Origin of the sequence: Methylorubrum populi (assembly GCA_036946625.1) — a bacterium.
GTDB lineage: Bacteria > Pseudomonadota > Alphaproteobacteria > Rhizobiales > Beijerinckiaceae > Methylobacterium > Methylobacterium populi_C.
Genome location: JAQIIU010000003.1, coordinates 2,444,050 through 2,454,272 on the forward strand (window position 1 = coordinate 2,444,050; position 10,223 = coordinate 2,454,272).

At 68.4% G+C, this 10,223-nt stretch carries 11 protein-coding genes and 1 pseudogene; 4 read left to right on the forward strand and 8 right to left on the reverse strand.

The window, feature by feature from the left end; genetic code table 11:
• The first annotated feature begins 202 nt into the window (after positions 1-202).
• The 3 genes from PGN25_22855 to PGN25_22865 all read left to right on the forward strand — a co-directional run bounded on the left by PGN25_22855 (position 203) and on the right by PGN25_22865 (position 3,436).
• On the forward strand, positions 203-448 hold the full coding sequence (locus PGN25_22855; protein ID MEH3120343.1) for a hypothetical protein: 246 nt from the start codon (positions 203-205) through the stop codon (positions 446-448).
• Positions 449-708: 260 nt separating this feature from the next.
• On the forward strand, positions 709-2,202 hold the full coding sequence (locus PGN25_22860) for a DEAD/DEAH box helicase (protein MEH3120344.1): 1,494 nt from the start codon (positions 709-711) through the stop codon (positions 2,200-2,202).
• 160 nt (positions 2,203-2,362) lie between these two features.
• On the forward strand, positions 2,363-3,436 hold the full coding sequence (locus tag PGN25_22865; GenBank protein MEH3120345.1) for a diguanylate cyclase: 1,074 nt from the start codon (positions 2,363-2,365) through the stop codon (positions 3,434-3,436).
• Between the two features lie 247 nt (positions 3,437-3,683).
• Here the strand turns inward: PGN25_22865 and PGN25_22870 are convergent, their stop codons facing one another.
• Positions 3,684-4,064 (reverse strand): iron-sulfur cluster assembly accessory protein, encoded by a 381-nt coding sequence (locus PGN25_22870; protein ID MEH3120346.1) that lies wholly within the window; start codon positions 4,062-4,064, stop codon positions 3,684-3,686.
• A gap of 156 nt (positions 4,065-4,220) precedes the next feature.
• Between PGN25_22870 and PGN25_22875 the strand changes: the two genes are divergently transcribed.
• Entirely contained in the window at positions 4,221-4,826 is a 606-nt protein-coding gene (locus PGN25_22875; GenBank protein ID MEH3120347.1) for a Uma2 family endonuclease, read from the forward strand.
• A gap of 50 nt (positions 4,827-4,876) precedes the next feature.
• Here the strand turns inward: PGN25_22875 and PGN25_22880 are convergent, their stop codons facing one another.
• The 7 genes and pseudogenes from PGN25_22880 to PGN25_22910 form a co-directional block, all read right to left on the reverse strand.
• Entirely contained in the window at positions 4,877-5,260 is a 384-nt protein-coding gene (locus PGN25_22880) for an SUF system Fe-S cluster assembly protein (GenBank protein MEH3120348.1), read from the reverse strand.
• A 53-nt stretch (positions 5,261-5,313) separates the two neighbouring features.
• On the reverse strand, positions 5,314-6,570 hold the full coding sequence (locus PGN25_22885; GenBank protein MEH3120349.1) for a cysteine desulfurase: 1,257 nt from the start codon (positions 6,568-6,570) through the stop codon (positions 5,314-5,316).
• Complete coding sequence (locus PGN25_22890) at positions 6,567-7,235, reverse strand: hypothetical protein (protein ID MEH3120350.1); 669 nt, start codon at positions 7,233-7,235, stop codon at positions 6,567-6,569. The genes PGN25_22885 and PGN25_22890 overlap by 4 nt, the downstream gene beginning before the upstream one ends.
• Entirely contained in the window at positions 7,214-8,536 is a 1,323-nt protein-coding gene (locus PGN25_22895; protein MEH3120351.1) for a SufD family Fe-S cluster assembly protein, read from the reverse strand. The genes PGN25_22890 and PGN25_22895 overlap by 22 nt, the downstream gene beginning before the upstream one ends.
• Positions 8,536-9,288: a Fe-S cluster assembly ATPase SufC gene (gene sufC, locus PGN25_22900; GenBank protein MEH3120352.1), complete on the reverse strand. Its 753-nt coding sequence runs from the start codon at positions 9,286-9,288 to the stop codon at positions 8,536-8,538. Before sufC ends, PGN25_22895 begins: the two co-directional genes overlap by 1 nt.
• Before the next feature lie 12 nt (positions 9,289-9,300).
• Positions 9,301-9,717: a hypothetical protein gene (locus tag PGN25_22905; GenBank protein MEH3120353.1), complete on the reverse strand. Its 417-nt coding sequence runs from the start codon at positions 9,715-9,717 to the stop codon at positions 9,301-9,303.
• Between the two features lie 11 nt (positions 9,718-9,728).
• A pseudogene (locus PGN25_22910) lies at positions 9,729-10,223 on the reverse strand (SufD family Fe-S cluster assembly protein).

Sequence of the window (10,223 nt, forward strand, 5' to 3'; positions counted from 1 at the left end):
TGTCGAAAACCGGCAACAGTCAAACGTTCGGACGAAACCTAACGCCGATACGGTTAACGGAACCCTGCGGCGCCTGGGCAGGTCCTTGGGGCGAGTCCTTGGGGCAGGTCCTCGGGCAAGTCCGCATTAACCCTGTCCGGGCGATGCTGGCCCCTGCCGGCACTCCGCTTCCGGGAGCGGCCGGGCGGACGGATGCGCGCCCATGTCCCTCGATTCCGGCTCCTCCAGACCGCGCGGTCCCCTCGCCTGGTCGATCAAGGTGACACTGGTCCTCGGCCTCGCCGCCACGGCGCTCGCCCACCACGCCGCCAAGCCGACCGACCCGCACCGGCGCTCGGCCCGCCTGCCCGGCGACCCGGAGGTGACCGGCTCGATCGGCCCCCGGGCGCAGGCGACGCGGCTCGACCCATGCGCGCTGGGAGCGCCCCTGCGCGCGGGCGTGCGGTAACTGACGGCACCGGTCCCCGCCGGGCGAATAACAGCGTTGCGGACGCGCGCAGGATGTCCACGGGTGCAGCCGTGCCTTCCCGATGCCCGCGAAGGCCTCAGGCCGCCGCAGTCGATTGACAAGCAGGCACAGGGGTCTAAGTGTCGCGCGCGTTCGGACGCGTGACGGCGTACCGCGCACGGCTCTCGCGATCAGCCGCCGGCGCGAGTTCTGAGCCCCCGATCGGCCCATCCCACGCGCACAATGGTTTTTCCGACCCGATGTCTTTTGCCGATCTTGGACTGAGCGACAAGGTTCTCCAGGCCGTGTCCGCGGCCGGCTACACCGAGCCGACGCCGATCCAGGCCCAGGCGATCCCGCACGTGCTCGCCCGGCGCGACGTGCTCGGCATCGCCCAGACCGGAACCGGCAAGACCGCCGCCTTCACCCTGCCGATGCTGACCATGCTGGAGTCGGGCCGCGCCCGGGCCCGCATGCCGCGCACCCTGATCCTCGAACCGACCCGCGAACTCGCCGCGCAGGTCGAGGAGAATTTCGAGCGCTACGGCACCAACCACAAGCTCAACGTGGCGCTGATCATCGGCGGCGTCTCCTTCGCCGACCAGGACGCCAAGCTCACCCGCGGCACCGACGTGCTGATCGCCACGCCGGGGCGCCTGCTCGACCATTTCGAGCGCGGCAAGCTGCTGCTGACCGGCGTCGAGCTCCTCGTCATCGACGAGGCCGACCGGATGCTCGACATGGGCTTCATCCCCGACATCGAGCGCATCGTGAAGATGGTGCCGTTCACGCGCCAGACGCTGTTCTTCTCCGCGACCATGCCGCCGGAGATCGAGCGGCTGGCGGACATGTTCCTCTCGAACCCGCAGCGGGTCGAGGTCGCCCGCCCCTCCTCCACCGCCACGACCATCGAGCAGCGCCTCGTGGCCACGGGCGCGGAGGGCCACGAGAAGCGCAGGATCCTGCGCCACCTCATCCGCTCGGCGGATGCGTTGAAGAACGGCATCATCTTCTGCAACCGCAAGCGCGACGTGGCCCAGCTCCAGCGCTCGCTGACCAGCCACGGCTTCAACGCGGCGGCGCTGCACGGCGACATGGACCAGCGCGCCCGCATGGCCGCCCTCGACGGCTTCCGCACCGGCGAGACGCCGCTGCTGGTGGCCTCCGACGTCGCCGCCCGCGGCCTCGACATCCCGGCGGTGAGCCACGTCTTCAACTTCGACGTGCCGCACCACCCCGAAGACTACGTCCACCGGATCGGCCGCACCGGCCGCGCCGGCCGCGCCGGTCACGCCTTCACCCTGGCGAGCCGCGCCGACGAGCGCTCGCTCTCGGCGATCGAGAGCCTGATCGGCCGGCCGATCGAATGGCTCGACGGCGGCCTCGCGACCCTGCCCGAGGACGCGGAGGGCGACGAGCCGCGCCGCCGCCGCGGCAGCCGCCGGGCCAAAGGGCCCGAGAAGGGCGGCGACCACGAGAGCGACCGGGGCGGTGAGAGGGCGGGCGAGGGCCGCTCCCGCGGCGGGCGCCGCCCGGCCGCCGAGCGCGGCCGCGGCGAGGATGCGCGGCGCGATCCGGTCCGCGAGCCGGAGCCGGTCCCGCCCGTGCGCGAGGCCGCCCGCGGCGTCTCCGAGCGCCCGCGCGGCGAGCGGCGCCCCTCCCGCCGGGACGAGGACGACGACACGCCGGTCGGCCTCGGCTCGCACGTACCGGCCTTCCTGCTGAAACCGACCGGGTTCGGGAAGAGCAAGTAGCGGCAGGTTCGCGGATTCAGCCGCGGGTTGCGACGGGGATCGGCGGACGGCGCTTTCCGGCATCTTCTTAACGTCCTGGCGAGGTTCTGGAGCGACACTCCGGGCGCCGGATCAGATTTCGAGGGCGCCGCGCCCCGTCCGGAGGAGTCCACGTCACCGGATGAGCCACGGCCCCGATCCCGACCGTGAACGCAGCCTCGTCCTCGCGCAACGCAGCTTCGAGTTGATGCGCGACTACTGCACCTGCGCCACCCCGCGCGCCTACGCCGTGTGGTATCTCTACGTGGCCGGCACGCAGCCGCTGATGAACGACGCGATCAAGCGGCTCACCACGCAGCACGGCACGCTGACGAGCGCCGACATCGAGCAACTGCACGACACCTACATCGACCGGCGCCGCCTCGCGGTCGAGGTGGACCGGATGAATTCCAGCCTGATCGCCGAGGTCGAGGGCATCATGGAGATGATCGAGGTTTCGATCCGCTCCACCGCACAGTACGGCGAGTCGCTCCAGGCCCTGACCCACGACATCGCCAACACGGCGACCAGCCGGACGAGGCTGCGCGAGATCGTCACCACGATCATCGCCAACACCCGCGACGTGACCGCCAACAACCGCACCCTCGAAGCGCGGATGCGCGAGAGCCGCAGCGAGATCGAGACGCTGCGCGAGACGCTGGAGGCGGCGCGCCTGGAGAGCCTGACCGACGCGCTGACGGGATTGGGCAACCGCAAGAGCTTCGAGGAGGCCCTGCGCCGGACCGTCGGCGTGCCGTCGGCCCCCGGGCGCGGCGGCCGGCCGACCAGCCTGATCGTCCTCGACATCGATTTCTTCAAGCGCTTCAACGACCTCTACGGCCACCTGACCGGCGATCAGGTGCTGCGCCTCGTCGCGATCGTGATGCGCGAGCATGTGGGCCACGAGAACGCCACCCTCGCCCGCTTCGGCGGCGAGGAGTTCGGCATCGTCCTGCCGGAGACGGTCGGAACGGAAGCCCGCGTCATCGCCGAGCGGGTGCGCACCGGCGTGACAGGCCGCGAACTGGTGAAGCGCTCGACGGGCGAGTCGCTCGGCAAGGTCACCGTCTCGCTCGGGGTCGCGACCCAGCGCGAGGACGACAACGCCGTCTCGCTGCTGGAGCGGGCGGATGCCTGCCTGTTCGCCGCCAAGCGCGCCGGCCGCAACCGCACCCTCGACGAGACCGAGGTCGCCGGCTTGCGCGACGTGGCGTGAGGCGGGCCGGCTCCGTCGTCGCCGGAGCGAAGCGTTCCGGCACCCGCGACCTTTTCGGACATCACGGCGCACTGGATTGCTTGCGCCGAGCCTCGCAACGACGGAGAGGCAGACCAGAACCGTCCGCGAGGCGTCAGGCAAAGCCATCTTAAGGGCGCGACGGCGCCGGGAGGGACCATTTCAGGGCTGCCCGACATCGTTCGCCCGCCGTATCGGTCTCGCCTAATGACGGGCGGCGGACTTCCGATCAGGCCGGGGCGCCGGCCGCCAGGCGGTCGGGATTCGCCGGCGTGATCGCCACGGACTCACCGCAGCCGCAGGCCGAGGTCTGGTTCGGGTTGTTGAACACGAACTGGGACGACAGCTTGGTCGTCCGGAAATCCATCTCGGTGCCGAGCAGGAACAGCACCGCCTTCGGATCGATGAACACGGTCACGCCCCGGTCCTCGATCACGTCCTCGCCGGCTTTCCGCGCCTCGGCATATTCCATCGTGTAGGACATGCCGGCGCAGCCGCCGTTCTTCACGCCGACGCGCAAGCCGGCGATCGGCCTCTCCGCATCGGCCATGATCGCCTTGATCCGATCCGCCGCCCGGTCGGTCAGCGTGATCACCTTGAAACCTGACATCGTCGTCTCTCTCCTGCGGCCGGGTTCAAGGCCCGGGCGGGTGAGTCTTTTTCGGGTCTCGAAGAGATAAGCACTCCCGGGGCGGGGGTCCACTGCGAGACCCGATGCGCCGAGTGATTGCAGCCGTGCTATGCTGAATCGGTGACGGAGGGTGCGATGGCCGATCCTGCGCAGCGTCTGATGACGCCGGACGCGTTTTTCGCGTGGCAGCTCCACCAGGACGAGCGCTACGAACTCGTCGACGGCGTTCCGATCCTGCGCCATCGGATGATGACGGGCAGCAGCCCGCAGCACGACCGAGCCACCGTCAACATCATCGCTTCGCTGCATGCACAATTGCGTGGCTCGGGCTGCCGGCCGACGACGGCAGACATCGCGATCCGAACCGGCATTCGCGATCTGCGACGCCCCGACGTGATGGTCGAGTGCGCCGAACTCGTCCGTGACACCGACGAGGCCCGCGAACCGCGGCTGGTCGTCGAGGTCGCCTCCCCCTCGACGAGTGCCGTCGACCGAACGCGCAAGCTGGAGGAGTACAAGCGCCATCCCACTCTGCGCTGCATCCTCCTCGTCGAGACAATCCTGCCGCAGGTTCTTCTCTATCGCCGCAACGACGAGGGCTGGGCGATCGAGACGTTCGACGGTCTCGAGACGATCGTCGATCTGCCCGAGATCGGTGCGCGGCTGACGCTGTCGGACATCTACGACGGATTGACGTTCGGACCGCGCTGGGACCCGGCCGCCCCCTCGCCGGAGGGCTGAATCCTGCCGACCTTGCGGGGGGACGCAAGGTCGGTCGATTGGATCGTCCCTCACCACATGTCCAGCGCGACGCGGGCCTCGTCGGACATCCGGCTCTGGTCCCACGGCGGGTCGAACACCATCGTCACTTGGCAGGACTGAACGCCCGGCACCGCCGAGACCGCGTTCTCGACCCAGCCCGGCATCTCGCCGGCCACGGGACAGCCCGGGGCGGTCAGCGTCATGTCGATCAGCACGCGCCGGTCGTCCTCGATCTGCACCCGGTAGATCAGGCCGAGTTCGTAGATGTCGGCGGGGATCTCGGGATCGTAGACGGATTTCAGCGCGACGACGATCTCGTCCGTCAGGCGGTCGATCTCTTCCGCGGGGATCGCGGAAGCGGCCGCGAGGGCGGGGGTGTTGGTGCCGCCGGTGATGGTGGCGTCGGTGCTCATCGGATCACTCCTTCCGGCCCCCCGCGTCCGGCGGCCGAAACTCCTTCAAGAACTTACGCGAACAACATCTCGGCCTTGGCCAAAGCCTCGGCGAGCGCGTCGATCTCGTGGATCGTATTATACAGGCCGAACGAGGCGCGACAGGTGGAGGTGACGCCGAAGCGGTTCAGAAGCGGCATGGCGCAGTGGGTGCCCGCGCGCACGGCCACGCCCTGACGGTCGATCACCGTGGCGATGTCGTGGGCATGCGCGCCCTTCATCGCGAAGGCGATGACGCCGCCCTTGCCCCGGGCCGTGCCGATCAGCTTCAGCGCGTTCATCGCACCGAGCCGCTCCTGCGCGTAAGCCGTCAGCCCGGCCTCGTGCGCGGCGATCCTGTCGCGCCCCACCGTCATCATGAACTCCAGGGCGGCGCCGAGGCCGACCGCCTCGACGATGGCCGGGGTGCCGGCCTCGAAGCGGTGCGGCGGGTCGTTGTAGGTGATCGCGTCCTGCGTGACGGTGTGGATCATCTCGCCGCCGCCCTGGTAGGGGGGCAGCCGCTCCAGCCACTCCTTCTTGCCGTAGAGCACGCCGATGCCGGTCGGCCCGTAGACCTTGTGGCCGGTGAAGACGAAGAAGTCGCAATCGAGCGCCCGCACGTCGATGGGGCGGTGGACGGCGCTCTGAGCCCCGTCGAGCAGCACCGGCACACCGTGGGCGTGGGCGATTGCCACGATGTCTTCCGCCGGCGTCACCGTGCCGAGCACGTTCGACATGTGGGTGAGCGCCACCATCCTGGTGCGCGGACTGAACAGCTTTTCGTATTCCTCGACGAGGAAGTTGCCCTCGTCATCGACCGGCGCCCACTTGATCACCGCCCCGCGCCGCTCGCGCAGGAAATGCCAGGGGACGATGTTGGAGTGGTGCTCCATGATCGAGAGGATGATCTCGTCCCCCTCCCCGATCAGCCCGGCCCAACCCATGGAGGAGGCGACGAGGTTGTAGGCCTCCGTCGCGTTGCGGGTGAAGACGATCTCGTCGGTGGAAGCCGCGTTGAGGAACTGGCGCGTGGTCTCGCGCGCGCCCTCGAAGCCTTCGGTGGCGGCATTGGCCATGTAGTGCAGGCCGCGGTGGACGTTGGCGTAGCCCGTCTCCATGCAGGAGACCATGGCGTCGACGACCGCCTTGGGCTTCTGCGCCGAGGCGGCGTTGTCGAGGTAGACCAGCGGCTTGCCGTAGACCTTTTCCGAGAGGATCGGGAATTCCTTTCGAATTGCCTCGACGTCGTAGCTCATGGTGCCTCGATCGGTGCGCAGTGGTGCGTTCATGGCGTCGCTCCGTCGGCAAGTCCCGCGAAGTCGTCGTGGATCAGCGTCCCGTAGAGGCCAGCGATGGCTGCCGCGATCACGACGGATGCGAGAACCGTCGCGCCCAGTGCGAGGCCGGTGCCGGCGCGGGCATCGAGACCCGTGGCTTCGGACAGGCAGAGGCCGGCATAGGCCGTCCACAGGCCTAGCATCAGAACCCCGCCGACGGTCTCGAACCCGGCGAGGGAGGCCACCAGACCGGTGGCGAGGATCGGGAGCGTCGAGACCCAGCTCGCGACCGCGACCGCCGTGCGCAGGGCCGCGAACGCGGGCTTGGCGGGACTCGGCCGCGTGAACAGCCACAGCGTTCCGGCCACCCCGCCGTAGAAGAGCGGCAGAACCGCGAGGAGGCAGACGCTCCACAGGGCGACCTCCCCGAGTGAGGCCGCAAGGGTCGCCCTGTTCGCCGCCTGCGCGGCGACGAAACGCGGAAAGCCGTCCTCGGCCGGATCCGCCAGCACGACGATGGCGCCGGACAGGATGACGAGGCCAAGCCGCCGCCCCTCGCCGATCGTCCTTCCGGCCTCGCGCATCGCCGCCCGCGGCGATCGCCAGCCGAGCGCCAGATGGCGCCCGGCCGTCGCAGCGTCGGAGCGGTCTCCGCTCACCCCCGTGCCGCCAGCCACGCCTCGATCCCGCCGATCAGCGCGTCGCGCGCGCCCTCGTGCGTGACCGATTCCACCGCCTCGCCGACGAAGGCCTGGACCAGCAGGCTCTCGGCGGCGGCGCGCGGCAGGCCGCGGGCCATGAGGTAGAACAGCAGATCCTCGTCCGGCGCGCCGCAGGTGGCACCATGGCCGCAGGCCACGTCGTCGGCGAAGATCTCCAGTTCCGGCTTGTTCATCATCTGACCGTCGTCGGCCAGCAGCAGGCAGTCGGACTTCATCTTGCCGTCGGTCTGCTGCGCGACCTGCCGGACGATGATCTTGCCCTGGAACACGCCGGTGGAATCGCCGTCGATCACCGTCTTGAACATCTCGCGGCCCACGCCCCCGGTCGCCGCGTGGTCGGCGAGCAGGGTCGAGTCCGCGAGCTGGCCGTGGCCGAGCAGCGCCGCGCCGTTGACCACGGCGTCGGCGTCCTCGCCCGCGACGTGCAGGTAGATCTGATGGCGCGAGAGCCTGGCGCCGGTGACGAGGTTGACGGTCTCGAGTCGCGCCCGGGCGTCGAGCCGCACCGAGAGCGTCGAGAGGGCGATGGCCGCATCCCCCTCCCGGTTGAGCCGGGTGTGGCGGAAGGCGGCCTCGTCACCGATGCGCACGTCGAGGGCGTCGTTGGGCTGGTAGGTCAGCCCGGCCGGGCCCTCGTGGCTCTCGAGCAGGAAGAACTCGGACGCCGCGCCGAGTTCGACCAGCACGCGGGTCGCGGTCGAGAACGCGGCTCCGCCGGTGCCGACGAAGCGCAGGTGCACCGGAACCTGCGGCTTGGCACCGGGGGCGACCGAGATCAGCGCGCCGTCCGCCAGGAAGGCGGTGTTGAGCTGATAGATCGGGTTCTCGCGCACCTGCTCGACGGGGGCGAGCAGCTTCAGGCGGGCATCGCCCTGCGCAAGCGCTTCGTTGAGCGGCGTGACCGTCACGCCCTCGGGCAGGCGGCCGAGATCGGACAGCGCGGCCACGAGATGGCCGTTGACGAAGGTCAGGCGCGCGGCCTCGATCTCGTCGAAGCCCGTCGCACCGGCAACCGCGGCCTTGGCCGCATCCTCGGACGGCGCCTCGGCGGGCGGGGCGGCCTCCGTGATGGCGGCGCGCAGGTCCGTGTACTTGAACGCCTCGACCCGGCGGCTCGGCAGGCCGGTCGCCTCGAAGAAGCGGAACGCCTCCTCGCGGCTGATCGCCTGCTCGGTGGCGAAGCTTTTCCGCGCGGACTCGAAGAGTTTGGAGAGGCCGGCCTCGGCGGGGGAGCGGAGATTGGTGACGTCGGCCATCACGCAGCCTCGCTCGCGCGGTACTCGGCGTAGCCGCTGGCCTCGAGTTCGAGCGCCAGTTCCTTGCCGCCGGTCTTCACGATCCGGCCCTTCGACATGACGTGCACGGTGTCGGGCACGATGTGGTTGAGGAGCCGCTGGTAGTGGGTGATGACGAGGAACGAGCGTCCTTCGGCGCGCAGCGCGTTCACCCCCTCGGAGACGATGCGCAGGGCATCGATGTCGAGGCCGGAATCGGTCTCGTCGAGGACGCAGAACTTCGGGGCCAGCAGCGCCATCTGGAGGATCTCCATGCGCTTCTTCTCACCACCCGAGAAGCCGACGTTGAGCGCGCGCTTGAGCATCTCCTTGTCGATCTCGAGCTTGTCGGCCGCCGCGTTCACCGCGCGGATGAAATCGGGGGTCGAGAGTTCGTCCTCGCCCCGCGCCTTGCGCTGTGCGTTGAGGCAGGCCTTGAGGAAGGTCATGGTGCCGACGCCCGGGATCTCCAGCGGGTACTGGAAGGCCAGGAAGATGCCGGCGGCCGCGCGCGCGTCGGCCTCCATCTCCAGCACGTTCTGCCCGTCGAGCAGGATCTCGCCGTCGAGGACCTCGTAGTCCTCCTTGCCGGCGATGACGTAGGAGAGCGTCGACTTGCCGGACCCGTTCGGGCCCATGATCGCGGCGACCTCGCCGTCGTTCACGGTGAGGTTCAGGCCGTTGAGGATGCGGTTGTCCTCGATCTGCACGACGAGGTTTTTGATTTCGAGCATTTTTGGAACGTCCTAATTTGACATCCATCCACCACGGGACGGCCTACGCCTTGTAGCCAAGCGTGCTTTGCGTTCGGCCTCGTTACGGGCGAGAATCGCTTTAGCCACCATTTTACCAAGCTCTTCAATGCACCCCTCAGCATCACCACTGAACGATTGCGATTGTGAGCCGACTTTTATCTTGAATTCATCGCCTGACGCAGCAGGAGAAATCTTTGCAAACTCATTCTCACCGAACATGAGAAATAGCTCTCCCTCCCTCACGATGGGCGAGAGATGATTCTCATGGAGGCGAGATGAACTGGCATTAAGGATATCGAAAAGGATGCCGACCTGTGCTCGCTTGGCTTCTGCATCCCGCTGCCGAGCAGTATTTTCAGCATCTTGCTCGGCACGAAATGCGTCGAAACCTTTGTCAAAGGCAGCCATCCAAATCCTCCCTATCCAACACTGCCCTCAAGGCTGATCGAGATCAGCTTCTGGGCCTCCACCGCGAACTCCATCGGCAGTTGCTGTAGCACGTCGCGGACGAAGCCGTTGACGATGAGGGCGGTCGCCTCCTCCTCGGAGAGGCCGCGCTGCTGGCAGTAGAATTTTTGCTCTTCGGAGATCTTCGAAGTCGTTGCTTCGTGCTCGAACACCGCGCTCGCGTTCTTCGACTCGATGTAGGGCACGGTGTGCGCGCCGCACCGGTCGCCGATCAGCAGGCTGTCGCAGTTGGTGAAGTTGCGGGCGTTCTTGGCTCGTCTGTGGGCCGAGACGAGGCCCCGGTAGGTGTTCTGCGATCGCCCCGCCGAGATGCCCTTCGAGATGATCCGGCTGGTGGTGTTCTTGCCCCAGATGGATCATCTTGGTGCCGGAATCGACCTGCTGCATGCCGTTCGACACCGCGATCGAGTAGAATTCTCCGCGCGAGTCGTCGCCCCCGGAGGATA

Excerpts from the sequence above, each read along its gene's own strand:
- PGN25_22855 (MEH3120343.1), top strand. The coding sequence starts at position 203 with ATGTCCCTCGATTCCGGCTCCTCCAGACCGCGCGGTCCCCTCGCCTGG.
- PGN25_22860 (MEH3120344.1), top strand. The coding sequence starts at position 709 with ATGTCTTTTGCCGATCTTGGACTGAGCGACAAGGTTCTCCAGGCCGTG.
- PGN25_22865 (MEH3120345.1), top strand. The coding sequence starts at position 2,363 with ATGAGCCACGGCCCCGATCCCGACCGTGAACGCAGCCTCGTCCTCGCG.
- PGN25_22870 (MEH3120346.1), bottom strand. The coding sequence starts at position 4,064 with ATGTCAGGTTTCAAGGTGATCACGCTGACCGACCGGGCGGCGGATCGG.
- PGN25_22875 (MEH3120347.1), top strand. The coding sequence starts at position 4,221 with ATGGCCGATCCTGCGCAGCGTCTGATGACGCCGGACGCGTTTTTCGCG.
- PGN25_22880 (MEH3120348.1), bottom strand. The coding sequence starts at position 5,260 with ATGAGCACCGACGCCACCATCACCGGCGGCACCAACACCCCCGCCCTC.
- PGN25_22885 (MEH3120349.1), bottom strand. The coding sequence starts at position 6,570 with ATGAACGCACCACTGCGCACCGATCGAGGCACCATGAGCTACGACGTC.
- PGN25_22895 (MEH3120351.1), bottom strand. The coding sequence starts at position 8,536 with ATGGCCGACGTCACCAATCTCCGCTCCCCCGCCGAGGCCGGCCTCTCC.
- sufC (MEH3120352.1), bottom strand. The coding sequence starts at position 9,288 with ATGCTCGAAATCAAAAACCTCGTCGTGCAGATCGAGGACAACCGCATC.
- PGN25_22905 (MEH3120353.1), bottom strand. The coding sequence starts at position 9,717 with ATGGCTGCCTTTGACAAAGGTTTCGACGCATTTCGTGCCGAGCAAGAT.